We start from the raw sequence: 26,983 nt of genomic DNA on the forward strand, positions 1-26,983 counted from the left end.
ACCTGCCCTGGCAACCTTCATTTCAGGCTGTCGACTACGGGCGGTTTGCCTACTGCTGATGCACTCACAGCAAATGCATCCCCCTGTTTTCCTTGTAGTCCAAGGTTGTGACCAGCGCCTGGCAATGCAGCCTGCAAACGCTTAAAAACATCGTCGAGCAACGCTTGGCGGCGCCGGTACATTGCCCGTTTCTTCGCCGGAATATCGGCTTCGGCACGTTGCGCGGGGGCTAGCGGCAGGTTGCAGAAATCTTCCCGCGCAGACGCCATGGCACCATGCTCTTGCCAGATTGCATCGTAGTTGGCCGCAAGGTCCTGGCCCTTGTCGCTGCCGAAATAGGGGTGGCGATGATGCCGGCTGGCATCGCTGACGGCGTACAGCTGCGTCACACCCAGGGTCCTGGCCAGGCACTTCAAGGCTTCCAGCAACAGGCTGCGTGGGCGCAGCCCTTCGAAGTCCTTGGTCAGCTCGCGGTAGATGGCCAGCGAGGTTTCACTGTCGACGCCCTTGTGTATGCCCTGCACGGCGCCGATGAGCAGGCTGAGCTCACCCTGACCATGGCACAGGACGAAAGCCAGCGAAGCCACACGCAGGTCATGCTGGAACAGGTTCAGCACCAGCTCCCCCTCGCGCTTGAACCAGATCGGCCGGTCCAGCACCAGCCTGCAGCCTGGCGAGTGCCTGGACAGGTCACACAGCGTCAGGCTTTCATCGCGCCCCAGCAGCAGCAACGCGGGATACTGCCTGGCCACCAGTTCAAAGTGCGAGGCCACTGCGTCCAGGCGCTGCGGGGCATCCCAGGACTGGCTGAGGTAAGGCCATTGCACCACACCGATACAATCCACGCCCAGCCGCTGCAAACCCTGCGGGCCAAGCGCCGCGGTCATGCGCTGCATGAACGTGCTCAGCTCACGGCGGTGCCTGGCGATCTCCAGCATCAATTTGTACTTGTTGTGCAACGCCCGCAACGAGTAGCCCGGTTGCAAGATGAACACGCTTTTCACGAGGGTGCCGAGCATCATGGTTCTCTCTCACTTGTACTCGATCAAAGCCGATTTGCCGGCCGCCAGGCGGTGGCGCAAGAACTTCAGCTGGCCCAGCATTTCCGGGAATTTGCCCAGCACCAGAAACCCCGCCTGCAGCCAGTTCTCGCGCGTTGGCTTGCCACCACGACGCGCCAGGCGCGCCGCCTGCAAGGGGTAGATCAACAGCAGTAACAGGCCCCAGCCGCCTACCAGCAGGCAGGCCAGCACGATCACCACAGGGATGCCCAGGCCCCACAACCAGGCCCGCCGCGACTCGCGCAGCCAGTGTCGCTCTGGTGGCTGGCCATGCAAGTAGGCGCCCTCGGCATAAGCGTGCCCGGCGCGCAGGCTGCGCTGCCACCATTGGCTGAAACGGGTCATGGCAGCGTCATGCAGGGTCATTTCGGCGGCCAGGCGCCAGACTTTCCAGCCTTTGGCGCGCAGGCGCACGCATAACTCCGGCTCCTCGCCGGCAATCAGGTCGGGGCGAAAGCCTCCCACTGCAGCAAAGGCGTCGACGCGCATCAGCGCATCCCCACCGCAGGCCTTGGCCTGACCAATGGGGGTATCCCATTCCAGGTCGCACAACAAGTTGTACACCGACCTTTGCGGGAAGCGTTCGCGCCGGCGGCCACACACCACCGCCACCTCGGGGTGTTCGTCGAGAAACGCCTGGGCCGTGGGTAGCCAGCGGGCATCCACTTCACAATCCCCGTCGACGAACTGCACCCGTTGCATCGACGGCAATAGCCGCAGCAAGGCGGCGAAACCTTCATTGCGTGCGCGTGCGGCGGTAAACGGGGTGCTCAGGTCCAGCGCCAGTACTTCCACCCCTAGGCTGCGGGCAAGCGCCAGCGAGCCGTCGGTGGAGCCCGAATCGACATACATGACCTTGTCGGCGGCATGCACCAGCGAACGCAGGCAGCGCTCCAGGCGCTGGCCTTCGTTCCGGCCGATCACCACCACGCCGATCACGGTCGTCATGGGCTTCACTCGACCGGGGCCGTGGCGGCTGGCTGACGGGACTTGATGGTGGCGGGCACCCCAACTGCCAGAGAGTTGTCCGGCACATCCACCAGCACCACCGCATTGGCGCCGATGATCACGTTGTTACCGATGCGGATGCTGCCCAGCACCTTGGCCCCGGTGCCGATATCGACGTTGTTGCCAAACACGGGGGCAATTGGCTCGTCCACATTCTTCAAGCCCACCACCACGCCGTTGCGGATACGGCAGTCATCGCCAAAGCGGGCGTAGCCACTGACCACGATGCCGCCAAAATGGTCGATGACGAAGTTACGGCCGATCACCGCTTCGCATGGCAGTTCGACGCCGGTAATGATCTGCACGAACTTGAACAATACCTTGTACAGCAACGAGCACAGTTTGCGCAGCAATGCCGGGCGCACGCTGTAACGCCAGCGACCGAAGCGGTACACCAGCAGCACCCAGAAACCCTGGGCGCCCCAGTCACCGCCATGGGCTCGCAGGTCAGCACGAATATTTTCGAACATGGTTCCACCTACCTTGTCGGTTGGCTGGCGTAGCGGGTCTTGAACAGCAGTGACCAGGTCGCCCGGCAATGACGCCAGCAGGCCAGAATCGCGCCGCGGCCGCGTCGTTTCAACAGTGCCTTGAGTGCCAGCACCAGGTCACCCAAGGTGACCAGCAGCATGTGCAGGGCCAGCCCCGCCATCCCATGGTGCTTGCGAAAGTACAGCAACTCGCTCTCGATCTGGTAGGCAGAGATCTGGCGGCTGGCCGCCTCCAGCTCGGCCACCGACTTCGAGCTTTCGCCACCGATGTGCACCACCGTGGTGTAGGGGTAGAACACCACCTTCCAGCCCGCCTGCTTGACCCGTTTGCAGTGGTCGACCTCCTCGTAGTAGAGGAAGTAGCGCGGATCGAACAGGCCTACCTGCTCAAGCACTTCACGGCGCACCAGGTAGAAACAGCCGGGCAACCAGTCACACTCGCGCACCGAGGCATGGTCCCAGTTCATTTCGTCGACCATCTTCAGGCCGGGGAAGAACCGCTTCAGCCCGGTACGGCCGACAAACACGTTGAGCGGTGTGGGGAAGTAGCGGCAACTGGGTTGCAGGTCGCCATCCCGGCCTTCCAGGCGTACGCCCAGCACACCGCAGTCGGGGTGGGCGTCCATGTAGTCGATGGTTTTCTGCAATGAGTCGGTGGCGACGAACGCGTCGGTGTTGAGCAACAAGGCGTACCTGCCTTTCAGGTGCGCCAGCAACTGGTTGTTTGCCCGGCCAAAGCCGATGTTCTGCTTGTTGCTCAGCAGCAAGGCCTGCGGGCATACCTCGGCCATGCGCTGCACCGAATCGTCGACCGAGGCGTTGTCCACCACCAGGTAGCTGGCCAGCCGCTCGCTGTCAGCCCGGCGCAGGGCATCGAACATCGGCTGCAACAACCCGGCGGTGTTGAAGTTGACCACCATCACGTCGACCGGTTTAGCCATTGTTGCTGTCTCCGAAGAAGTACTGGCGCCTCTGCGCCATCAGCAGCGGCTCTACCTCGGGGTCATAGGCACCATTGCGCTGTTTGACCAGGTCGATCCATGGGTAGGACTCGCAGCGTGCCTCGACCCGCTTGATCAACGCTTCGGTGGTACAGATGAACACCGCCGGGTTGCCGCCGTACACCGTACCCGGCGGCACATCCTTGGTGACCACCGCGCCTGCGGCGACGATCGACTCAGGCCCGATGGTCACCCGCGGCATGATGATTGCGCCATGGCCAATGAAGCAGTTGTCCTTGATGTCGATATAGCCCACCGAATCAAGGTGCTTGCCAAAGCGATGCTCTATCAACAACACCACACCGTCATGCCCGATCAGCGTGCAGTCCGACAGCCCGACACTGTTACCAATGCGCACCAGTGAAGGGTCCAGGAACTTGCAGCCGGTGTTGACAAAAAAGTTGGTCCCTACCGAATGGAAGTTGCCCCAACGCGTGAGCCAGGCGCCCCACTCCAGCCCTGAAGGTTTGCAAAACCTCCTGTAGAACGTGCCTGCTCGCCCGGTTGCATGGGCATAGTGCATCACTGCCTTGCGTATCCATCCCTTCATACTGCCTGGCCTCGCGATCTGTACCGCTGGATGTGTCCCTGAGGCGATGCGGTCTCGTTCTTCTAGGTGCTGACCGCTGCGCACTCACCCTGTCTACAACGTCTTCTACGCTGCGGCTCCGCTAGCCGCTCTCATCTTCGCGTCAAGGTGATCGGCCAGCCGTACGGCAAACTGCAGCAGCGGCATGGTCGGGTTGGAAGCGCCGCCCTTGGCGAAAATGCTGCTGCCGGCGACATAGAGGTTTTCGGTGCCGAAAACCCTGCAATTGGCATCGACAACGCCGGCCTGCGGCGAAGCGGCCATGCGCGTGGTGCCCATGTGGTGTGCATGTGGCGCCATTATCAGTGGAATGGACGTGTCGTAGACGAAGTCATTGAGCTTGACGAAACCCAGGCCCATATCGGCGAACTGCTTGGCCAGCTCCGTACCAATGCACTTGATGGTGTGCCGGTCATCAGCACTCAGTGCCCAGTTGACATTGACCTTGGCCACACCCAGCGCATCCTTCTCGTCCAGCAACGAAATACGGCTTTGCAGGTTGGGGAACTGTTCGATCATGGTGCTGATGACGCCATCGCCAGGGCAACTGAACTTGGCGACGAATTCGATCTTGCTGGAAATCCCCATGTCGCAGGCCAGGTTCTCGAGAAAATGCTTGACCTCGGCAGTGCGCCCGTAGGTTTGCACATCCGCCAACAAGGCCGCCGTGACGTTGCCTTTACCCGCCTTGTACGCGTCGACGAAGGCGTCGGTAGTGTAGTACTGGCGCGGCTCAGGGTCCTGCCCGGACTTGAGGATGAAGGTACCCATATCGATGTTCAGGTGCTCCATGAAACACCCGCCGACCAACCCCTGCCGGCTTACCACGCCTGCCGCCACCAGCGTCTCACTGTTCAACAACTGCCGGGCATTCTCGATGGCACCCGTGGCCAGGATGAAATTCCTCGCCACCAGGCGCTGGCGATTGCGTTCGTAGTCGGACAACACCACCGCCGCCAGGTGGCCGGAAGCCTTGTCGAACTCAAGGTCGACACAGTTGCAGTTGATGAACACGTCCAGGCCTTTGGTCTGCTCCAGCGCCGTGGCGTACTTCTGCGCAAAGCGGGTCGGTGTGCTGAGCAGAAAACGGTCTGCCTCGAACTCACCGCCAGCGAGGCCGGTATTCATCGCACGGAAATCCACACCCGGCGGCAAGTCGACGATATCCATCGCTGCCGGCAGGTAGCCTTCGATCTCTGAATAGGGGATCGGCCAGCCTGGCAAGTCACCTGGCGGGGCGAAGGTGAAGTCCGATGCGGTGAATGGCCGGCAGCGGCCCGCCCAGTGGTTGGATGTGCCGCCCAGATAGCGCAGGCGGGTTTCCTCGGCATACAGCTCCAGACCCGTGGATGCGCAGGCATACAGGGCTTGCGAGTGCGGCGCGTACTCGCGCCCCCCGCCTTCGGCGATCAGCACGTTCCAGCCAGCGCTCGCCAGACGCAGGCCCAGGGTGATACCCGCCGGGCCGGCACCGATGATGCAGAAATCATAGTTGTCGCGCAGCGCCTTCTGCTGCTGGTAATCGCTGATCATGCTGGCTCGTTCCGAAAATAACGGGACGGCAATACCCAACCGTTGATCACCACGAACGCAGGCCGTTCGACAGGTTTGCCGGCAACGGCTGGCAAGACACCACACACCGCGCTACCCACGCCGAGCAACACACAACTGTGAAGAAAGCTTCTCCGACCCAACTGCGCAGTGCAAAAAGTGAGCTTCCCCATAATCCCGTGACCTGTACCCATAAAATTACACCAAGCGACCTGCATCACAGCCAGTTGAAAAAGGCCGTCAGCAGCGCCCCGCACAGCGCCCCGACCAGCAGCATCGGCAGCACCACCAGTTCACGTTTGAGGCTGAACATATCCAGCTTGCGGTTCACGTACACCACCAGCACCACCGTTGGCACGGTATGCAGGGCAACCCCCCAGATCGCCCACTCGACACCGCCAATGGCCAGCAGCAGTGGCAGCAGCCCCCACAGCGAGACCAGGCGGATGATGTTGTCCATGGCCTGGTACTTGGTCAGGCCCAGGGCAATCCACACCTGATGAGCCAAGGTATAGCGCAATACGATGAACGACAGCGAAAGAATTGCCAGCATCGGGCCAGCTTCACGGTAGCGATCGTCGTACATCCAGCCGATCAGCAGCGGGCTGGCGGTCAGGAAGCCACCACAAATGAACAGCACCAGCAGGTCGACCAGCAGGCGAAAGCGGTAGTACAGCGCTTTCAGGCGCTCCTTGTCGTCGGCCCGCGCCGCCTCGCTGAAGGCAGGCAGTGCCACGGCGCCGACAATTTTCATCAGCGCAGTCTGGACAGCACCCAGGATCAGTACCGCAATGGAGTACACCCCCAGCTGGGCCGCCGACATGCTGGCGCCGAACCATATACGGTCACCGTACATGGCCAGCACGCCGACCATCGACGAAAGCAGGATCCAGCGGCCAAACACGATCAGTTCGGTCAGTGCCGTGCGGTCCCAGCGCAAGCGGTTGTTCGGCCCTTCGAGTGCGGTGTGCCCCAGCACGGTCCAGGCCACGGCCGACACCACGCCAGCGATCACCAGCGCCCAGATGGAATGCGTGAGCAAACCCAGCACCAGCATCACCACCAGCCCCGCCAGTTGGGACGCCAGGTCGACCAGCACCACGCGCTTCTGTTGGAAAGTGCGTACCGCGACATCTATCTTGGTGGACTGGAAACCCCAGATGACCGCCGACAGCCCGGTGACCGCCAGCACCATCGGCAATACCGGTGCGGCATAGGTAGAGTCCGTCGGCCACAGTTCTTCCACCTGAGCCACCCAGGCGGCAAGGGCCAGCAACAGGGTCAGGGCAAACAGCACGAAGCCGCGGATGATCTGCACGGTCCACGCAGTATTGAGAAAGTCCGGATCGTCGCCGCGATGGCTCTGGATGATGTTCTGGCGCAGCCCTACATCCGACAGCAAATGCAGCAGGACCGACACGGTGGTGGCAATGACCATCACCCCGAACATTTCCGGCAGCAGCAGACGGGCCATGATCAGATTGCCGCCAAGGCGCATCACCTGTGACGCCACCTGTGACAGCAGGTTCCACGAACCGGCCCTCATGGCCCGCTGGCGCAGGCTCGCGGCGGCTGACACATCAATCGACGGCATGACTTCAATCTCTGACTGATCGGCTAAAGTCACTATAGTTTCAATTAGCCACGATGCTAGCCGTTGCCCACCGAGGGAAAGGTGTACATAGCCGATGCCTGAACATTTTCGTGCGTTGATCGTCATCCTGTTCCTGGCGAGCGTGGTCTTCCTGCTGGCGCGGCGGCCTGCTACCGACCTGATCCCGCCAAGCGACTACAAGCGCCGGCGCAACCTGTGGTTCCTGCTGACCGTGCTGGCCTTTGTCTCGCACAGTTTCTGGCTGTACCTGGGCGCAGGCGCGGTGATCCTGTGGCTGGCCGGGCGCCGCGAACACAACCCCATGGCGCTGTTCTACATGCTGCTGTTCCTGATCCCTCCAGCGTCGGTGCAAGTGCCCGGTTTCGGCGTGGTCAACTACCTGGTCGACCTTAACCACATCCGCCTGCTGGCCCTGTGCGTACTGCTGCCGGCCGCGCTGCAACTCCGTCGCCAGGGCGACACGCTGCGCTTTGGCCGCACCTGGGCCGACCGGTTGCTGGCCGCCGGGCTGGTGCTGATGAGCGTGCTGTACCTGCGCGAAACCACCCTCACCGACACCCTGCGCCAGGCGCTGTACCTGTATGTCGACGTCTTCCTGCCGTATTACGTGGCCAGCCGGGGCCTGCGTCAGATCAGCGACTTCAAGGACGCCATGCTGGCCTTCGTACTCACCTCGTTCGTCATGGCGCTGATCGCCGTGGCCGAATATGTACGCCACTGGCTGCTGTACAGCGCCCTCGTCGACGCCATGGGCGTGCCGTGGAGCATGTCCGGCTACCTGAGCCGTGGCGGCGCGTTGCGGGCCAGCGTCACCACGGGCCAGGCAATTGCCCTGGGGTACGTGATGAGCGTGGCCATTGGCCTGTTCCTGTTCGTTCAGGGCTATGTGCAACGCCCGCTGCACCGGGCCATGGGCGCCCTGTTGCTGGCCGCCGGGTTGTTCGCCCCTTTGTCCCGTGGCCCGTGGATTGGCGCGGTAGTCATCGTGGTGGTGTTCATCGCCCTGGGCAAAGGTGCCGTGAAGCGCCTGGCGTTGCTGGCTGCTGCCGGCATGCTGGCGCTGCCCCTGCTGACCGTGGTGCCCGGTGGCGACAAGGTGCTGGACCTGTTGCCCTACATCGGCAACATCGAGAAAGAGAACATCACCTACCGCGAGCGGCTGATGGACAACTCGTGGATCGTCATCCAGCGCAACCCGCTGTTCGGCTCGTTCGACTTCCGCAACACCCCGGAAATGCAATCGATGATCCAAGGCGAAGGCATCATCGACATCGTCAACACCTACATCAACCTGGCACTGCGAGTCGGCCTGGTCGGTCTCGGCCTGTTCGTGGCGTTCTTCGCCGTGGTGCTGCAGGGTATCCGCAAGGCCATGCTCAGCTTTCCCGACAAGAGCGACGAACGAAGGCAGCTGGGCCGGGCCTTGCTGGCGACCTTGATCGGCATTCTGGTGATCATCTTCACCGTCAGCAGCATCACCTTCATCCCGGTGGTGTACTGGTCCATCGCCGGACTTGGCGTGGCCTACACCCAGATGGTGCGACGGCTGCACAACAGCGAGGCCACGCAACTGGCCGGCCCCGACCTACAACCCAGGTAATGTTCATGAATGTGCTTGCCCTGCGTCATCTCGTGCGCCTTTCAGGCATTGCCGGCCTGGCCCTGCTGCCATTGACCGGTTGGGGGTCGGCCTGGCAGGTCAGTGTCGATGAGCAAAATGGCCTGCCCAGCGTGACACGCGGCGGCGGGCCGGTGATGCAAGCCAAGTTCGACTTCTGGGCTGGCAACTGGAGCTGGACCGGTTTCCAGACCGAGTTCAAGGTCAACGGCCCTTACCACTACACGCTGCGTGGCAAGAACAAGGAACTGGACTTCGACCTGGCCGCCGATATCCGCAAGGAGCAGGCGCAAACCCTGACTTGGGCCATCGACCTCGATGCCCACAGCCGCCAGGCGGGGGTAATGGGCGGCGGCATGGTGTTCCAGTTCGACCCGGCACAAATCGCCGGTGACATGGGGGCCCCGCAATTGCTGCCCGACAACCGCGGCTGGTGGTGGGGCAAGGCCGACCAGGGCCGGCGCATCGAAATGCGCTTCGACCCGCCATTGGCCAAGGTGTATTTCGAGCGCGGCAACCCGTCCGAACTGCGTGCGTTTCTATACAAGGACCCGATCAATGCCGGCAAGCAACAGATCAGGGCCGTACTCAACGTTACCGGCGACATCGACCTGGGCCCGACCCCGACCGAACGTTTCGGCCTGGCCGACCCTGCCAGCTGGCCCGATGACCAGCTGGACTGGCGCACCTCGCCGGTGGACCTGTCGTTCCTCAACGCGGCGGAGAAACCTGCCGGCAAGCGTGGCTTCGTCAAGGCCGTTGGCGAGCAACTGATGTTCGCCGACAACACCCCGGTGCGCTTCTGGGGCACCAACCTGTCCGCCTATTCACTGTTCAAAACCCCCGACGAAGAAATTCGCCAGCAGGCCAAGCGCCTGTCGGCCCTTGGCTTCAACCTGGTGCGCCTGCATCACCACGACTCGCCCTGGGTCAACCCCAATGTGTTCGGCGACGGCACCTTGGTGAGTGATACCCAGCAGCTGGGCACCGAGTCGCTGCGCAAGCTGGACCTGTGGATCAAGGCGCTCAAGGACGAAGGGGTGTACATCTGGCTGGACATGCACGTACAGCGCGCGCTCACCGCCAACGACAGCATCGACGACTTCAAGGAGCTGGCCAAGGGCGAAGCGCGCATCGACCTGAAGGGCTATGCCTACGTCAACAGCAGCATCCAGCAGGCAATGAAGCGCTTCGCCGAGCAGTACCTGACCCATGTGAATGCGTACACCGGCCTGGCCTACAAGGATGACCCGGCTATCGCTGCAGTGCTGATCACCAACGAGAACGACCTGACCCAGCATTATGGCAACGCCCTGATGCCGAACAAGGATGTGCCACGCCACAGCGAGCGCTACATGGCTGCGGCGAAAGCTTTCGCCAAACAGTATGACCTGCCCGCGGACCTTACCTGGCGTGCCTGGGAACACGGCCCGTCGAAGCTGTTCCTCAACGAACTGGAACATCGCTTCAACGCCGACATGATCGCCCACCTGCGCACCGTCGGGGTGAAAGTGCCGATCGCCACCACCAGCACCTGGGGCGGCAATGGCCTGAGCGCGCTGCCCGCCCTGACGGCCGGTGACGTGATCGACGCCCACAGCTATGGTGCCATTGGCCAACTGGAGAAGAACCCGCTGACCAGCGACGGCATGATCGACTGGATCGCAGCCGCTCAGGTAGTCGGCAAGCCGCTGACGGTCACCGAGTGGAACGCCGAGCCCTTCCCACTGCCCGACCGTCACGCGTTGCCGTTGTACGTGGCCGGCACCGCCGCCCACCAGGGCTGGGACGCCATGCTGCAATATGCCTACAGCCAGCAGGCGTTCAACCCGGGTTGGCGTACGGCGGACAACTGGCACGCGTACAACGACCCGGCAATGCTCGCCACCCTGCCCGCTGCCGCCCTGCTGTACCGCCGTGCAGACGTGAAGCCGGCTACCACTCACTATGTATTCGCCCCCACGCCCGCCACCCTGTACAACCAGGAAATCACCCCGCGCAACTCACCCCTGTTGCGCACGGCCATGGAAAAGGGCCAACTGCAGATCGCCCTGCCGCAAACACCCGAACTGCCGTGGCTGAGGCCCGCTGACATCGCTGCCGATGCGCAGGTGCTGCGGGACCCGGGGCAGTCACTGCTGGCTGCCGATGCCAGCGAGTCGGTGACCGACACCGGCGAACTCAAGCGCAACTGGCAACTGGGCATCTACACCATCGACACAGCACTGACCCAGGCCGCCAGCGGCTGGCTGGGTGGCCGCAAGATCAACCTGGGTGCCATTCAGGTAGAAACCCGCACGCCCTACGCCAGCGTCGTGGTGCAGAGCCTGGACGGCAAGCCGCTGGGCGTTTCGCGCGACCTGCTGCTATCACTGGGCACGCGGGCCATGCCCAAGGCCGATGACAAGACGCCGTTCAATGTCGAACCCCTTGAAGGGAGCCTGACCATCAAGGCACCGGCCGGCCTGCAGCTGTTCGCCCGCGATGCGCAGGCGCAGCTGAAAGCATTGCCCGCAGCCTACAAGGATGGGCACTACACGATCACCTTCGACAACCGCTACATGTCGAACTGGCTGTTCTTGAAATAGGGCATGTGGCCATCTACGCTCGGTTCACTGCGTCGGTAAAACAGCGGGTCACAGGAGGTGCGGATGAAATTCCTGGTTGTCGGTGGCGCAGGCTATATTGGCTCGCACATGGTCAAACACCTGCTGGGCGCCGGCCACGAAGTGGTGGTGGCCGACCTGGTATCACCCGGCCCCGGTATCCAGTGGGCCAGGCTCGACATTGCCGACGAAGCTGCGCTGGATGTGCTGTTTGGCGTGTTTCACTTCGATGCAGTGTTCCACTTTGCCTCGTTTATCCAGGTGGGTGAGTCGGTCACCGCACCTGGCAAGTATTACCAGAACAACGTCGCCGCTACCCTTTCCCTGCTGCAGGCCATGGTCAATGCGGGTATCAGGCACTTGGTGTTTTCCTCCACTGCCGCGGTTTACGGCAACCCGCAGTACGTACCCATCGACGAAGCCCACGGCAAAGGGCCGATCAACCCGTATGGGTTGAGCAAATGGATGGTCGAACAGATTCTGGAGGACTTCGATCGGGCCTATGGCCTGAAGTCTGTGAGCCTGCGCTACTTCAATGCAGCGGGTGCCGACCCGGAAGGCCAGCTGGGCGAGCGTCATGACCCGGAAACCCATCTGATCCCGTTGATTCTGCAGGCTGCCTCCGGGCGACGTGAGGCCGTGACGGTGTTTGGCCGCGACTACGATACGCCCGACGGCACCTGCATCCGCGATTACGTACACGTAGCTGACCTGGCGGCAGCCCATGCGCTGGCGGTGGATTACCTGTTGGCAGGTGGAGAGCGTACCGCGTTCAACCTGGGCAATGGGCTGGGCTTTTCGGTGCAGGAGGTGATCGATACGGCCCGTGCGGTGACCGGTCGGCAAATCAATGCGCTGGATGCACCACGCCGAGCCGGCGACCCGCCGCGGCTGGTGGCCGATGCGCAAAAAGCCCAGCAGGTGCTGGGCTGGCGGCCAGAGTTCGCGTCGCTGGAGCAGATCGTACGGCATGCCTGGCAGTGGGAGTTGCAGTATCCCTGGGCGCGCTGAGGCCTACCCTGATGCCTCGCAGGCGCAGCGTTGTGCTGCGCTCCCAGGGCTGGCCGTGATTCAGTAATACGTCCGCGGTTGCTCGTCAGCCTTGTTCAACACCGTCCCGATCAGGTTCACCGTCGCCAGGTGATGCAGGCAATCCTCGATTTCCTTCTTGTTGTTCATGCCGTTGGCCACCACCAGCAATACGCAATCCAACTTGGGTATCACGGTGATCGCATCGTCCGAACTGAGCAACGGGGGCAAATCGAAAATGCAGATGCGCGAATCGTAACGGTTGCGCAACTCGCCGATCAGGTTGTTGACCTTGGGCGAGGACAACATCTCGGTCGACAGCGGTACCGGTACCCGCGTCGGCAGGACCACGAAGCGCGGCAAGGTCGGGTTGACCAGGCAGTCCTGCAACTCGGCCTTGTCGGTCAGAAACTCGTTCAGCGCCTGGTCCATGGGCAAGCCCAAGGTACTGCCGACCTTGGGCCTGCGCAGGTCGAAGTCCACCAGCAACGCGGTCTTGGTGGTGTGGTGGGCGATGCTCATGGCCAGGTTGACCGCCAGCACCGTCTTGCCCGCTTCTGGCGTGGGTGAAGTAATGCCAAGGGTACGCCAGCCGTTCTCATCCATCAGCCTGAGCACCTGCGTGCGCAACAGGTCGATCGGCCCGTTCATGTTGGAATTCTTGTTGTAAGCGACGATACGGTGGCGCTCGAGGTGGTCCGGCCGCAACGGCACCACCTTGGTGTTCACGTAGTCGAACTGGCCTGGCACTTCGGCCAGTGCGGTCCCGGGTGCGGGTGACAAGGCCTGCGGGGTGCCCGGGGTAACCTGATGAAGATTGTTGCCAACAGCCGGCTTGGTCCTGTCCATCACTGCTTTCCCTATGCAAACCGAGATATGACCTTGAACAACAGCACATCCAGTGGCATGTAGAACACGTGCACCAGCACTACCATGATAGCCGCCAGCGCCAGCGCCGCCAGGATCAGCCAGTTACGCCAGCGCTTGCGCCTGGCCACGTCGGCCCGGGTGTCGATATAGGGCAGCGCCACCAGCACCCGCTTGCCCAGCAGGCTTTCCAGTGCGCCAACGCCGCGCACGCGCTGGTTGAGCATTTCCAGCAGCATCACCAGCGCACCGCCACCGGCAGGTGCCAGCACCAGGCCCAGTGCAGCGATTTTCTTGCGGTTGGGCTTGATCGGCTTCTCAGGCAGCAGCGGTGGCTCCAGCAGCACAAAGCGTTCGGCCTTGTTTTCCTGCTCCAGGCTTTCGGTAATCTTCGCGCCCATTTCCTTGGCGCGGATTTCTTCGTACTTCTTGCGGGCGTTGTCGTGGTCGCGCATCAAGGTCACCAGCCCACGCTCGACCTGCGGCGCCTCTAGAATCTCGGCCTCGTAGCCTTCCATCTTTCGGGTCAGCTCGCGCTTCTGCTGGGCCAGCGAAGCGATGCGTTCCTGGGCGGCGCTCATCTTGGCGCGCACCCGGGCCGCATCGAGGCTGACCGTGGATGCGGCCGACGTACGACCACCCGTGGCTTCCAGCGCCTGGATCTTGCGTTTTAGCGCCACCACATCCGGGTGGGCATCCTTGTAGCGGGTCAGCAGCCGGGCGTACTCGGCCTTCAGGCTTGCCAGGTCCTGGGGCTGATCGGCACTGCTTGGGCGTGCACCCTCCACTGCCTTGGTCGCCAGGCCGGCATTGGCCGCAGACAGCTCCAGCTCCAGGTAACGCAGTTCTTCCTGGGCAGCCTTGTAGTCGCGGTCGACCTCGCGGAACTCCAGCTCCGAGCGCGACAGCATGTTCATGCGCAGGGTCTGGTGCTCGGGCAGGGCATTCGCATGGGCTTGCTTGAAATCAGCCAGCTGGTTTTCCAGGCTGGCCAGTTCAGCGCCGAGCTTGTTGGCCTCCTGGGTGAGGAATTCGGTGGTTTCATTGGCCCGCTCGGTACGCTGCTTGAGGTTTTCGTTGAGGAACAGCGTCACCAGTTCATCGGCGACTTCCTTGGCCACCTGCGCCTGCTTGTGCTCGAACGACACGTTGAAGGCCACGGTCGCTTCACCCCGCCCGCGCACGAAGGTGGTGAGGGTTTCGACCACGATGGCGCTGCGCATCTGGTCGATCTTGTCGCTTTCGCTAAGGCGCTTGTCGGCGAACAGGTCGTACTTGCCAATGATCCGCAGCAGGTTTTCACGGGTCATCACCCGCTGGCGGATCACCTCGATGCGTTCATCGGCGAAGCTGGTGGTGTTGGTCGACACCAGTTCGGGCGAAATCTGCTGCGACTCCACCAGGATGGTGCCGGTCGACTGGTAAATCGGCGGCACCATCAAGGCGACCGCCACGGTCGCGGCAAGAATGACTGCGGCACTGACCCCTAACACCAGGGCTCTGTCCTTGATAATGGCGATGTAATCTCTGAGGGACAGCTCGTAGTCAGACTTCATGGGGCCACCTGCCTGAAGTTCAGATGTCGGGGTACCTGTACGTCAACGTCAAACCAACGATCGTAGCGGTCGCATCAGCTTCGCGGTCCTGCTGCCGTTCCTTGTACATCAGCGACAGGCGCAGGTCCCAATACGGCGAAAACTCGCGGCTGGCCCACACGCTGTAAGTCTGCAACGTGTTGGGTGACTGGCCTTTGCTGTCCTGCCAGGCGGCGTCGGCACCCACCCGGGTCAACTCGGTCAGCGCGTAACTCCATACGCCACGCACCTGGTCCAGCTCGGCAAAGCCACCCTCGGCGCTGGCCACCGTGCTGCGCTCGGCGGTAAAGCTGGCATCGGCACGGGTACCGGTGTACAGCAATGCAACACCCCCCTCCCCGCGCCGGCCGCCCTCGTCCCCCGACACCTGGTTGACGCCAATGTGCGCGTCGGCACTCAAGCCTTCGGCAAGTTGGTACTTGATGCCCACTGCCGGGGTGTAGCTGTTGGAAGCGGTAGCGGTCAGGTCTTGCTCAGGCTCGTAGCGGCGGGCACCAAAGCGGGTATAGACGTCGGCCCGTTCGCTCCAGGCGTAAGTCCAGGTAAAGACGTTCGCCAGTTCGTCGTAACCCGTCAGCGTACTGATGTCATAACGGGCACGGTTGTAGGTCGTTTCGTTGCTCAAGGTGCTGCGCTCGGTCACCGCCTGGCTCCAGTTGCCAGTCAGGGTGTAGAGCTTCTGGGTACCGTCGGTGGTGATGACGCCGGTGTCCAGCACCGTCCCCGACAGCGTCGAGCTTTCGTTATAGCGCGCCACCAGGCCGAAACGCCCACGCTCGGTGGTACGCTGCCAGCCCAGGCTGATATCGGGGTCTTCACGGTCATCGACCACATCCGTGTCGGACGAGCGCAACACATTCATGCCCAGCCCCAACCTCAACTCGTCACGGTCGAAAGTACCGATCAGGGTGTAATCGGGCGCAATGATCGTCCGCGTTACGCCCTTCTCCCCCGACGACAGCAGCAAAGGGTTGCTGTCGTATTCGACGGATGTCGGTACCACCACCGTAGACTGCCAATTTGCCGCCAGGACCGACTCCGTAAACGGCAAGACCAAGATTGCCGTTGCAATGCTAGTTGTTCTAAGAAGAGGCATTAAGTGTTCTTATTGAAGGCAAGATCAAGGAACGACCAGCGTATCGCCAGCCTGAAGTTGGATGTTGGTGGACATGTCCCGCCCAGACACCAGGTCCTTATATCGCACGGGCAGGATTTTTTGGGAAGCGCCGGTACCGCGAACCACCTTGATTTCGCTTTCGTCGGCAAACTTGTCCAGGCCGCCAGACATGCTCAAGGCCTGCAACACTGCAGTAGGCCCCGCCATTTGCACGGGGCCGGGCTTGATCACTTTGCCTTGAACATAAACGAGGTTGCCGGCGATGCTCTTGACGACAACGCTGACATTAGGATCGGGCAGGAATTTTTCGAGTTTGGCAGCCACTTGCTTTTCGACTGCCGTTACATCAAGACCGGCGACATCGATGCGCCCGGCCAGTGGGAAGGTGATACTGCCATCGGGAAGTACGGTGGCTTCTTGACGCAGGCTGTCTTCCTGCCACACCGAAACCATCACGACATCGCCAGGGCTGAGCAGGTAGGTGGAACTGGCCTGATCGGCGTAGCCCGCACCGGACCACACTGAGAGCATGCAGAACGCGGCAAATATTGAACGCACCATGAGGGTCCCTCCGGCCGAATGGCCCGACAAAGAGCACTGAATGAGAACAACACACCAACTCTCGCTCCGCTTCGCGGCGTAACCGTGCCGCGATGGCCTCGACCTTCCTGGAGGCCCTTACCTTGACGCTGTGCAGCCTGGGTTGCGATGCCCGGTAACCGTGGACCTTCACGGGGTACTGGGAATATAGCAACGGTTGGGAAATTGACAAGCCAGGTACGGAGCCAATGGCATTACCCGTAAAACGACAAGCTTCAGATTTTTCTGCGGTTGGCCACCGCCACAAAACCCACCACCGCGAACGCGAAGAACCAGCCAGCGGTTGAAACAGGGATGATACTGTTCTGGCTGATATACGAATCCGCTGCGCGCGCGGCGCCGCTTAACAGCACCAGCAAGAACATCGATTTGATTATCAGAGTCGTGCGCATACGCCCTTCCTTTAAATAGGAAAATCAATGAGTTGGTGGCGAGGTGTGGTGGGAGATGTGGTGCTGTTGAATTGAGCTTATGGGCACAGTGACACTACGTCAATGATCCGACACCATAATAAAATTCAATGAGTAGCCGGCCGATTCGTCAAAAAATCGGCAGGCAAAAAGTGCAAGGCAGTAGGTGTAGCGAGATGTGAGCGTTTCACAGATGAGAAAGTGAACGGTTCAGGCAGGGCACGCGTTGCGACCCCGGGGGATTCACCCGTCGCCGTGGCGCACCACGACCAGCAACTTCTTCGGCAAACAGCGCTTCTACATTGACGTTCAGCGCACGGCAATCGAGGGCGTATAGACATGTGACGCGGGTTTCCCAGGCGGAGGCAGCCTGGCCATGATACGTGGACCGGCGAGGAAATGCTGGGGCCGCAACGCGGCCCCACCTTCATGGCATCACGGGTGGTACGTACTGCAGCGTGGTACCCAGCGCCCACAGCAACACCAGCACCAATGGCACATGCACCAGTAACTGCACGAACGAGAAACCGATCAGGTCGCGTGCCTTGAGCCCCAGCACGCCCAGCAGCGGCAGCATGTAGAACGGGTTGATCAGGTTCGGCAAGGCTTCGGCAGCGTTGTAGATCTGCACGGCCCAACCCAGGTGGTACTGCAGGTCATTGGCCACCAACATCACGTAGGGCGCCTCGATGATCCACTTGCCCCCGCCTGAAGGGATGAAGAAGCCCAGCACCGCCGAATACACGCCCATCAGCAAGGCATAGGTGTCATGGGTAGCGATCTGGGTGAAGAACAGCGAAATGTGGTGGGCCAGGGTCTGCTCATCCACGCCTTTTACCTGGGTGAGGATGGCCGCAATCGAGCCATACAGCGGGAACTGGATCAGCACACCCGTGGTGGTCGGCACGGCACGTGCCACGGCGTCAAGAAAACTGCGCGGGCGCCAGTGCAGCAAGGCACCGAGCATGATGAACAGCAGGTTGTAGGTGTTCAGCCCAGAGATCGCGGTTATCGCTGGTTTGGTGGCGAACTCCTGGTACAGCCAGCCAGCAGCCAGGGCCACCAGCAGCAGGATCAGGATCGGGCTGTGCTCCAGCCACTCACCCGGGCGGGTGCGTTGCGGCGCAGGGGGTGCCGTGAAGCTGGGATCGACACCGCAGTCTTCAGCGCTGCGCGCGCTGTTCGGGCCAGGGGCGGTGGCATAGGCGATTACCAGCGAGACAATCACCAGCGCCGCCAGCATCACCCCGGACTGCCAGAGGAAGATGGTTTCGGTGAACGGAATCACCCCGGTGATCGACAGGATCGACGGCGGCAAGCTGGCCGGGTTGGCCTGCAACTGCGCTGCCGATGATGACAGGCCCAGCGCCCACACTGCGCCCAGGCCCAGGTAGGCGGCTGCGCCAGCGGCGCGGTAGTCCATCTTGAGGTCGGTGCGCCGCGCGAGAGCGCGGACCAGCAAGCCACCAAAGACCAGCGATAGGCCCCAGTTGAGCAAGGAGGCCAGCATCGAGATCAGCGCGACCCAGCACACCGCCGAACGGCCATTGGCGGGGATGCGCGCCAGGCGGTCGATCAGCCGTGCGGCGGGTGGGGAGCTGGCCACCACATAGCCACCGATGACCACGAAAGCCATCTGCATGGTGAACGGGATCAGGCTCCAGAAACCATCGCCAAAGGCCTTGGCGGTGTCAGTGGGTTTGGCCCCCATTGCCAGTGCGCCGATGCACACCAGCAGTACCGCCAAGGCGGCGAATACCCAGGAATCGGGGAACCAGCGTTCGGCCCAGTTGGAGCAGCGCAAGGCAAAGCGCGCGGAACGGCTGTCTTGGATTTCAGCGGCCACAGTGGCATTCCTTTTATTGGTTTTATGACGTGAAGCAGTATTGCCAGGCAACACAAAAACCCTGTGGGAGCGGGTTTACCTGCAAATGCGGTGGTCAATGTACCGTCGCATTCGCGGGTGAACCCGCCCCCACAGGGCAAGATCGGGTGAAGCCTTAGAAAGTCATTTCCTTGACATCATCCGGAACGATCAACTTGCCGGCCGTCTTCTCGATGATTTCCTCGACGCTTACCCCCGGTGCGGTTTCGCGCAGGATGAAGGCGCCGTTATCGATTTCCAGGTAGGCCAGGTCGGTGAGCACCTTGCGGATGCAGCCGGCGCCGGTCAGCGGCAGGCTGCACTGCGGCAACAGCTTGGACTCGCCATCCTTGGACGCGTGGGTCATGGTGACGATGATATTCTCGGCACCCGCTACCAGGTCCATGGCCCCACCCATGCCCTTGACCAGTTTGCCCGGAATCATCCACGAGGCGATGTTGCCCTGCACATCCACCTCGAACGCACCGAGTACGGTCAGGTCGACATGGCCACCACGGATCATGGCGAACGACTGCGCCGAGTCGAATATCGAGGCGCCGCGGCGGGCGGTGACGGTTTGCTTACCGGCGTTGATCATGTCGGGATCGAGGGTGCTTTCGGTGGGGAATTCGCCCATGCCGAGCAGGCCGTTTTCCGATTGCAGCATCACATCCATGTCGGCGGGTACGTAGTTGGCCACCAGGGTCGGGATGCCGATGCCCAGGTTGACGTAATAGCCGTCCTTCAGTTCACGGGCGACGCGTTGTGCCATCTGTTCGCGGGTCAGTGCCATGGTCAGAGTCTCTTTGTTGTTCTGGTGGATGGCGCTCAGGCCTTGACGGTGCGCTTTTCGATGCGCTTTTCGAAGGTGCCGACGATGACACGGTCCACGTAGATGCCCGGGGTGTGGATTTCGCTGGGCAGCAGCACGCCGGGCTCGACGATCTCTTCCACTTCCACCACGGTGATCTTGCCGGCGGTGGCCGCCAGCGGGTTGAAGTTCTGCGCAGTGTTGCGGTACACCACGTTGCCGTAGTGGTCGGCCTTCCAGCCTTTGACGATGGCAAAGTCACCGGTGATGGACTCTTCGAGGATGTACTTGCGGCCCTTGAACTCGCGCACTTCCTTGCCATCGGCGACCGGCGTGCCGTAGCCGGTGGCGGTGAAGAACGCCGGGATGCCGGCACCGCCCGCACGCATCTTCTCGGCCAAGGTGCCCTGCGGGGTCAGTTCCACTTCCAGTTCGCCGCTGAGCAGTTGGCGTTCGAACTCGGCGTTTTCGCCCACATACGAGGCGATCATCTTGCGGATCTGCCGGTCTTCCAACAGCACGCCCAGGCCAAAGCCGTCCACGCCGCAGTTATTGGAGACCACGGTCAGGCCCTTGACGCCGCGCCGCTTGATTTCGTTGATGAGGTTTTCGGGGATACCGCACAGGCCGAAACCACCGGCCAGTACCGTCATGTTGTCGGTCAGGCCATCAAGGGCCTGTTCATAGGTTGCAACGCGCTTGTCCAGTCCGGCCATGCTGATCCGCCTTTTGTAGTTGTTGAACCGACGAGGCTGTCGGTGAGCGTGTGTAACCATCTTCACCGCAAGCGACTGATTTGTTAATTTTGTTTTCGTCATCGATTGATAACTTTTACAAAACAAACAATAGGCCCGTCATGAACGTCAAGCAACTGCGCGCCTTTGTCGCCGTGGCCAAGTACCAGAGTTTCGCCCAGGCCGGTGAACACCTGCATGTGTCGCAACCGGCCCTGAGCCTGACCATCAAAGCCCTGGAAGAAAACCTCGGCGGTGCCCTGCTCAGCCGCACCACACGCAGTGTCAGCCTTACCGCCGAGGGCGAAGTGCTGCTGCCATTGGCACGGCGCCTGCTGGCCGACTGGGACGACACCGAAGAAATGCTGCGCCAGCGCTTTACCCTGCAACTGGGCCGGGTATCGGTGGCGGCGATGCCGGCGTTTGCCGGCAACCTGCTGCCGCATTCGCTCAAGGTGTTTCGCCAGCGCTACCCCAAGGTCAATGTCACCGTGCATGACGTGATCAACGAACAGGTGCAGGAACTGGTGCGCCATCGGCGCGTCGAACTGGGCATCGGCTTCGAGCCGGACAACATCGATGGGCTGCACTTCCATCCGTTGTACATGGACCGCTTCGTCGCGGTGGTGCCCGCCGATTCGCCCCTGGCGCTGCTGCCCCAGGTGAGCTGGGCGCAACTGATGGCCGAGGACTTCGTGGCCCTGCAACGCCCCTCGGCGGTGCGCCTGCTGATGGAGCAGAATGTGGCCACCCAACATGGCAAGCTGGCCGTGGCCTTCGAAAGCCATCAGTTGGCGACCATTGGCCGCATGGTGGCCAGCGGCCTGGGGGTGAGTGCCGTGCCGGCACTGTGCATCAACCAGATGCAGGAACTGGGCGCGCGCTGCGTGACCTTGGTCGAGCCCACCGTCGAGCGGCGGATCGGCGTGATTGCCCTCAGCGAACACAAGCTTTCCACCGCAGCGCAGGCGCTGCTTGAGGTTGTACTTTCCAACACCCGGATCCCGGAGGTGACATGCGTTACGTGAAACTGGCAGGCAGGCGTGTTCCGGCCATCGGCCAGGGTACCTGGTACATGGGTGAAGACCCTGGGCGCAAGGCTGCGGAAGTGGCGGCCCTGCAACAGGGTATCGACCTAGGGCTGAGCCTTATCGACACCGCCGAGATGTATGCCGAAGGCGGTGCGGAAGAGGTCGTCGGCCAGGCTATTGCCGGGCGCCGCGACCACGTGTTCCTGGTCAGCAAGGTCTACCCGCACAACGCCGGCCGACGCAGCATGGCCGCTGCCTGCGAACGCAGCCTTGCACGCCTGGGCACCGACTGCATCGACCTGTACCTGCTGCACTGGCGTGGCCAGCACCCGCTGGAGGAAACCGTCGAGGCCTTCGAGCGCCTGCGCGAGCAAGGCAAGATCAAGCACTGGGGCGTGTCCAATTTCGACGTCGACGACCTGCGCGAACTGCACAACCCTGATTGCGCCACCAATCAGGTGCTCTACAACCCGGCCCAGCGGGGCATCGAGTTTGACCTGCTGCCATGGTGCGAAGCGCATGCACTGCCGACCATGGCTTACTGCCCGTTGGCCCAGGCCGGGCGGTTGCTGCAGCACCCTGTGCTGGCGGAAATCGCCACGCGCCATGGGGCCACACCGGCCCAGGTCAGCCTGGCCTGGGTAACCCGCCACGACGGGGTCATCGCCATTCCCAAAGCTGTGGCGCCGGCGCATGTTCAGCTGAACGCGGCGGCGGGTACGTTGAGCTTGACCCGCGAAGACCTGCGCGCGATCGACCAGGCGTTCCCGGCACCGTCAGGCAAGCAGCGGTTGGCGATGGTCTAGCGAATGTTGCGCTGTGCTGTGAGGATGAGCGCCGTGCGGGCGCTCACGACCCATGGAGAAGTCATGGTGGCAAAGCAATCAGCCTAATGAAAATCTCGGCTGCGCACATCCAGCCCCTGCAACAGCGGGCTTACATCCTCCAGTCGCCGGGCGATCAGGTGCCTCACACCATTTTCCTGTTCGAGCCGACCGCTGACCTTGAGCAGTTGCGAGCCGACCAGCGCCCGCCTTTGCCGCTCGGCAAGCTCGCGCCATACCACCACATTGACCATGCCGTGTTCGTCCTCCAGGGTCACGAAGGTTACCCCGCTGGCGGTCTGTGGCCGCTGCCGCCCCACCACCAGCCCGGCCACGGTGATGCTGTCGCCATGCTCGACGCTGTGCAGCTCGCCAGAACTGCGGCAACCCAGCGCGCGCAGCCGCGAACGCAACAAGGTCAACGGATGCGGCCCTAACGTAGTGCCCAAGGCTTGGTAATCAGCCACCAGATCCTCGCCCACCGTCGGCACCGGCAAGTTCACCGCCACCTCTGGCAAGGCCTGAACATCAGCGAACAGCGGCAGTTGCGCCTGCACCGCCGCCACCTGCCAGCGGGCCTGGTGCCGGTCGCTGGCCAAGGCCCGCAGCGCCCCACTGTCGGCCAGGTGGGCACGGGCGCGGGCATCCAGCCCGGCGCGCAGGCACAGGTCTTCGACGTCGCGCCACGGCCGCTGTGCCCTGGCCTGCTCCAGGCGCCTGACATCGGCTTCGGCCACCCCCCGCACCAGGCGCAAGCCCATGCGCAGGGCCAAGGTGCTTTGCGCATCTGGCTCAAGGGTGCAGTCCCACGCGCTGTGACAAACATCCACCGGTCGGACCTCGATGCCTTGGCGTCGTGCCTCCTGCAACAGTTGGTCGGGGCTGTAGAAGCCCATGGGCCAGCTGTTGACCAGCGCGCAGGTGAAAATCGCCGGTTCGTGACACTTCAACCAACTGCTGGCATAGCACAGCAAGGCGAAGCTGGCCGCATGTGACTCCGGAAAGCCATAACTGCCAAAGCCCTTGATCTGCTCGAAGATGCGTTCGGCAAACGCCAGGTCGTAACCATTGCGCAGCATGCCCTGTACCAGCCGCTCGCGGTGCGGCTCCAGGCCGCCGTGGCGCTTCCAGGCGGCCATGCTGCGACGCAACTGGTCGGCCTCACCCGGGCTGTAGTCGGCGGCGACCATGGCCAGCTCCATCACCTGCTCCTGAAACAGGGGCACTCCCAAGGTGCGCTCGAAGACGTCCTGAAGTTGCGGCGACGGGTAGGTCACCGGCTCCTGCTTCAGGCGCCGACGCAGGTACGGGTGCACCATGTCACCCTGGATCGGCCCAGGGCGGACGATGGCTACTTCGATCACCAGGTCATAGAACGTGTTGGGGCGCAGCCGCGGCAACATGGCCATTTGCGCGCGCGACTCGATCTGGAACACGCCCATGGTTTCGGCGCGGCTGATCATTGCGTAGGTGGCCGGGTCTTCGCTGGGGATGGTCGCGAGGGTCAACTGCCGGCCGCGGTGTCGCTGCACCAGGTCGAAGCAGCGGCGCAACGCGCTGAGCATGCCCAGGGCCAGCACATCGACCTTCAGCAGGCCGACCATGTCCAGATCGTCCTTGTCCCACTGGATCACCGTGCGCTCGGCCATGGCGGCATTCTCCACCGGGACCAGCTGGTCGAGCGGTTGCTGGGAGATGACAAAACCTCCCGGGTGCTGTGACAGGTGCCGAGGGAAGCCGATCAGCTCGCCCGCCAGCACCAGCACCCGGCGCAACGACGGGTTGCCCGCGTCGAAACCGGCCTCGGCCAGGCGTTGCTCGTCGGGTATGCGGTCGCTCCAGCGGCCACAGCATTTGGCCAGGGCATCGACCTGATCCATCGGCAACCCCAGCACCCGCGCTACATCCCGTACTGCACCGGCGGCATGGTAGGTATTGACCACTGCAGTCAGCGCCGCCCGGTGCCGGCCATAACGGCGGAACACGTACTGGATCACTTCTTCGCGGCGGTCGTGCTCGAAATCCACATCAATGTCGGGCGGTTCGTTACGCTCGCGCGACAGGAAGCGCTCGAACAACAGGCGGTGCGCCATGGGGTCGAGTTCGGTGAGACCCAGCACGAAGCACACCACCGAGTTGGCTGCAGAGCCGCGGCCCTGGCACAGGATCCGCTGGCTGCGAGCAAAGGCGACAATATCGTGAACGGTCAGGAAGTAGCTTTCGTAACCCAGCTCTTCAATCAGCCCCAGCTCCTTGGCCAGTACCGCGCGCACCTTGTCGCTCGGCCCACCCGGCCAGCGCGAGGGCAAGCCCTGTTCGCACAGTTCACGCAACCAGCTTGCCGGGGTGTGCCCCTCGGGGACCAGTTCGCGGGGGTACTGGTAGTTCAGTTCGCTCAGGTCAAACTGGCAGCGCCGGGCAATGGCCAGGGTTTCGGCCAGCAGGTCGGGCGGATACAGCTCGGCCAGTTGCGCCTGGGTGCGCAGGTGCCGCTCGCCGTTGGCAAAAAGGAAGCGCCCGGCCTCGGCCACCTGGCAGTGCTGGCGGATGGCAGTCATGCAGTCCTGCAGGGCTCGGCGGCCGCGTACATGCATATGCACATCGCCACAGGCCACGGCACGGATGCCCAATGCCGCTGCCAGCGCCCGCTGCCGCTGCAGGCGTTGGCCATCGTCACTGCCGCGGTGCAGATGCACAGCCAGCCACAGGCGCTCGTCGAACACGCTGCGCAGCCACTGGCCGGTAGCCGTATCAGCGCTGTCATCGGCCACCCACAAGGCCAGCAAGCCTTGATGGTGCTGCAGCAGGTCATCGCGCAATAGCTGGTACTCACCCTTTTCCGCCCGCCGCCGGCCCCGGGTGATCAATGCGCACAGGTTCTGGTAGCCGGTCAGGCCTTCAACCAGCAACACCAGCTTGGGGCCGTCGTGCAACTGCACTTCGCTGCCAACGATCAGCCGCATCTGGTGCGCTTTGGCAGACTGCCAGGCACGGACGATACCCGCCAGGGTGCATTCATCAGTGATGGCCAGGGCATCGTAGCCCTGCTCCTTTGCCCGTCGAAACAGCTCATCAGCACTCGACGCACCGCGCTGGAAGGTGAAATTGGACAGGCAATGCAGCTCGGCATAACCCGGAGTGTTCATGCGAACCAGCCCTGCAACCACAGCGGGCCAGCCTGGCCCAGGTCGCGATAGGCCCAACCGCGCAGGCCGTCCCGGGTTTCGATGCGGTAATAGTCGCGGCGCACATCGCCACCATCCCACCAGCCCGACTCAATGCGCTCGGCCAGGCCCTGTACCTGGTAACCGGCGTCATTCAACGCCACCGGCGCCTGCAGCAACCAACCTGGGCGACTGCCCGGGGCAACCGGCATAGAGCCCTGGACACCCTGCTCTACCCGCTGCCAGGCGCATTCGGGGCGGTGGTCGGCTGCCGCGCACAAGCCTTTCACAGCCTCATCGCCCAGGCGCGCGCGCAGCCGCTCACGTAATTGATCCCAGGGTTGCGCCTGTTGCGGCCGTGGGTCGAACAGCGCCTGGTGCTGCGGCACGAAGGCTGGCAAGTCCTCGGCGACCAGGCGCAGGTTGCGCACCGGTGCCGGGATGCGCAGTGGCTCCAGGCGCCCACGGGCCAGTTCGAACAGCATCGCGGCATCGCGTTCGGCCGCCAGCAAGCCCACCTTGAGCAAGGTATCCGGCCCTTCGACATGCTCCAGGTGCAGGCAGAAGCGCTGCACGCCGCAGTCGCGCCCGGCCAGGAATGCCGCCAGGTCGTTGAGCATTCGCCGCAGCGGGAATAACAGTGCCTGGTGCGATTCGACGTCGAAGTTCAGTTCCAGTCGGGTTTCGAAGCGGTCCGGAGGCTGATAGAAGTCCAACCCCAGGTTACGCAGCCCCAGCAGCTGGTCGAGGTGAAGCTGCACCTGCGACGTAAAGCGCCTGGCCAGGGTATCGCGCGGCAAGGCCAGGACTTGGCCCAACTGCCGCAGGCCCATGCGGGCAAAGGCTTCGGCGGCCTCTGGCGGCAGGCCGACCCGGTTGATTGGCATGTGCAGCAGCGCTGCACGGGTGGTGTCCGCGTCGCTCACGGCCAGCCCGTCGTGCGCATTGGCGAGCATGCGTGCCGCCACCGGGTTGCTGGCCAGCACAATGCGTTGACGCAGGCCGAGCTCGGCCAGTTCCTGGCGCAGGCGTGCTTGCAACAAGGGCCAGGGACCGAACAGCTGCAGGCTGGAGCCTACTTCCAGCAGCAGTGCCCGTGGGTAATGCAGGCTGACCTGGGCACTGAAACGGTAGGCCCAGGCTGCCAGCAGCTGCTGCATCTGGTCGATGCGGCCGGGGTCGGTTTCGACGCAGGTGAACCCATCCGCCAAGGCACGTGCTGCCGTCAGGGTTTGCCCGGCTCGCAGGCCAAGTGCCGCCGCAGCCGGGTTGACTGCCTGTAACACGCGCCGTTGGGTCGGCCCGCCAATGAGCACCAATGGGGTATCGGGATCGTCGCGCTCACGCAGGACGGTGTCCAGCGCCAGCTGCGGCAGCAGGATGCAGGCCCAGAGCAT

At 62.7% G+C, this 26,983-nt stretch carries 22 protein-coding genes; 5 read left to right on the forward strand and 17 right to left on the reverse strand.

Going from position 1 to position 26,983, the window contains the following annotated elements; genetic code table 11:
* Positions 1–17: 17 nt before the first annotated feature.
* The 7 genes from DMX11_RS15515 to DMX11_RS15550 form a co-directional block, all read right to left on the reverse strand.
* Positions 18–1,022, reverse strand: coding sequence for a VirK/YbjX family protein (locus DMX11_RS15515; RefSeq protein ID WP_110745290.1), 1,005 nt, complete (start codon positions 1,020–1,022; stop codon positions 18–20).
* 9 nt (positions 1,023–1,031) lie between these two features.
* Positions 1,032–2,009 (reverse strand): glycosyltransferase family 2 protein, encoded by a 978-nt coding sequence (locus DMX11_RS15520; RefSeq protein ID WP_110745291.1) that lies wholly within the window; start codon positions 2,007–2,009, stop codon positions 1,032–1,034.
* Positions 2,010–2,014: 5 nt separating this feature from the next.
* On the reverse strand, positions 2,015–2,539 hold the full coding sequence (locus tag DMX11_RS15525) for a serine O-acetyltransferase (protein ID WP_110745292.1): 525 nt from the start codon (positions 2,537–2,539) through the stop codon (positions 2,015–2,017).
* A gap of 8 nt (positions 2,540–2,547) precedes the next feature.
* On the reverse strand, positions 2,548–3,501 hold the full coding sequence (locus tag DMX11_RS15530) for a glycosyltransferase family 2 protein (protein ID WP_110745293.1): 954 nt from the start codon (positions 3,499–3,501) through the stop codon (positions 2,548–2,550).
* Complete coding sequence (locus DMX11_RS15535; RefSeq protein ID WP_110745294.1) at positions 3,494–4,111, reverse strand: acyltransferase; 618 nt, start codon at positions 4,109–4,111, stop codon at positions 3,494–3,496. The genes DMX11_RS15530 and DMX11_RS15535 overlap by 8 nt, the downstream gene beginning before the upstream one ends.
* 105 nt (positions 4,112–4,216) lie before the next feature.
* Positions 4,217–5,683, reverse strand: a complete 1,467-nt coding sequence (locus DMX11_RS15540) for a GMC oxidoreductase (protein WP_110745295.1) — start codon at positions 5,681–5,683, stop codon at positions 4,217–4,219.
* Between the two features lie 235 nt (positions 5,684–5,918).
* Entirely contained in the window at positions 5,919–7,295 is a 1,377-nt protein-coding gene (locus DMX11_RS15550; protein WP_110745297.1) for an oligosaccharide flippase family protein, read from the reverse strand.
* Positions 7,296–7,389: 94 nt separating this feature from the next.
* Between DMX11_RS15550 and DMX11_RS15555 the strand changes: the two genes are divergently transcribed.
* The 3 genes from DMX11_RS15555 to galE all read left to right on the forward strand — a co-directional run bounded on the left by DMX11_RS15555 (position 7,390) and on the right by galE (position 12,551).
* Complete coding sequence (locus tag DMX11_RS15555; protein WP_110745298.1) at positions 7,390–8,916, forward strand: O-antigen ligase family protein; 1,527 nt, start codon at positions 7,390–7,392, stop codon at positions 8,914–8,916.
* Positions 8,917–8,921: 5 nt separating this feature from the next.
* Positions 8,922–11,522: a cellulase family glycosylhydrolase gene (locus DMX11_RS15560; protein WP_110745355.1), complete on the forward strand. Its 2,601-nt coding sequence runs from the start codon at positions 8,922–8,924 to the stop codon at positions 11,520–11,522.
* A 63-nt stretch (positions 11,523–11,585) separates the two neighbouring features.
* Complete coding sequence (galE, locus tag DMX11_RS15565; protein ID WP_110745299.1) at positions 11,586–12,551, forward strand: UDP-glucose 4-epimerase GalE; 966 nt, start codon at positions 11,586–11,588, stop codon at positions 12,549–12,551.
* A 60-nt stretch (positions 12,552–12,611) separates the two neighbouring features.
* Here galE and DMX11_RS15570 read toward each other — a convergent pair whose 3' ends face one another.
* The 8 genes from DMX11_RS15570 to DMX11_RS15600 form a co-directional block, all read right to left on the reverse strand.
* Entirely contained in the window at positions 12,612–13,418 is an 807-nt protein-coding gene (locus DMX11_RS15570) for a CpsD/CapB family tyrosine-protein kinase (RefSeq protein ID WP_110745300.1), read from the reverse strand.
* Positions 13,419–13,429: 11 nt separating this feature from the next.
* Entirely contained in the window at positions 13,430–14,992 is a 1,563-nt protein-coding gene (locus DMX11_RS15575; protein WP_110745301.1) for a Wzz/FepE/Etk N-terminal domain-containing protein, read from the reverse strand.
* Between the two features lie 19 nt (positions 14,993–15,011).
* The gene (locus DMX11_RS15580) at positions 15,012–16,127 is read right to left on the reverse strand and encodes a hypothetical protein (RefSeq protein WP_110745302.1); all 1,116 of its coding nucleotides are present in this window, start codon (positions 16,125–16,127) and stop codon (positions 15,012–15,014) included.
* A 24-nt stretch (positions 16,128–16,151) separates the two neighbouring features.
* Positions 16,152–16,709 (reverse strand): polysaccharide biosynthesis/export family protein, encoded by a 558-nt coding sequence (locus DMX11_RS15585; protein ID WP_110745303.1) that lies wholly within the window; start codon positions 16,707–16,709, stop codon positions 16,152–16,154.
* Positions 16,710–16,963: 254 nt separating this feature from the next.
* Entirely contained in the window at positions 16,964–17,140 is a 177-nt protein-coding gene (gene eppA / locus DMX11_RS26055) for an EPS-associated small membrane protein EppA (protein WP_009682731.1), read from the reverse strand.
* 445 nt (positions 17,141–17,585) lie between these two features.
* Entirely contained in the window at positions 17,586–19,004 is a 1,419-nt protein-coding gene (locus tag DMX11_RS15590; protein ID WP_110745304.1) for a short-chain fatty acid transporter, read from the reverse strand.
* Between the two features lie 154 nt (positions 19,005–19,158).
* Complete coding sequence (locus tag DMX11_RS15595; protein ID WP_110745305.1) at positions 19,159–19,815, reverse strand: CoA transferase subunit B; 657 nt, start codon at positions 19,813–19,815, stop codon at positions 19,159–19,161.
* Between the two features lie 35 nt (positions 19,816–19,850).
* The gene (locus DMX11_RS15600; protein WP_110745306.1) at positions 19,851–20,549 is read right to left on the reverse strand and encodes a CoA transferase subunit A; all 699 of its coding nucleotides are present in this window, start codon (positions 20,547–20,549) and stop codon (positions 19,851–19,853) included.
* Positions 20,550–20,689: 140 nt separating this feature from the next.
* Here DMX11_RS15600 and DMX11_RS15605 point away from each other — a divergent pair, with 140 nt between their 5' ends.
* Positions 20,690–21,595 carry a LysR family transcriptional regulator gene (locus tag DMX11_RS15605; protein WP_110745307.1) on the forward strand — a complete coding sequence of 302 codons (906 nt, stop codon included), beginning with the start codon at positions 20,690–20,692 and terminating at the stop codon, positions 21,593–21,595.
* Positions 21,583–22,404, forward strand: coding sequence for an aldo/keto reductase (locus DMX11_RS15610; protein ID WP_110745308.1), 822 nt, complete (start codon positions 21,583–21,585; stop codon positions 22,402–22,404). The genes DMX11_RS15605 and DMX11_RS15610 overlap by 13 nt, the downstream gene beginning before the upstream one ends.
* A gap of 83 nt (positions 22,405–22,487) precedes the next feature.
* On the opposite strand, the gene DMX11_RS15615 is transcribed toward DMX11_RS15610, so the two are convergent.
* Positions 22,488–25,568, reverse strand: a complete 3,081-nt coding sequence (locus DMX11_RS15615) for an error-prone DNA polymerase (protein ID WP_110745309.1) — start codon at positions 25,566–25,568, stop codon at positions 22,488–22,490.
* On the reverse strand, positions 25,565–26,983 hold the full coding sequence (locus tag DMX11_RS15620) for a DNA polymerase Y family protein (RefSeq protein WP_110745310.1): 1,419 nt from the start codon (positions 26,981–26,983) through the stop codon (positions 25,565–25,567). Before DMX11_RS15620 ends, DMX11_RS15615 begins: the two co-directional genes overlap by 4 nt.

It is taken from the genome of Pseudomonas sp. LB-090624, from assembly GCF_003205205.1.
Taxonomy (GTDB): Bacteria; Pseudomonadota; Gammaproteobacteria; order Pseudomonadales; family Pseudomonadaceae; genus Aquipseudomonas.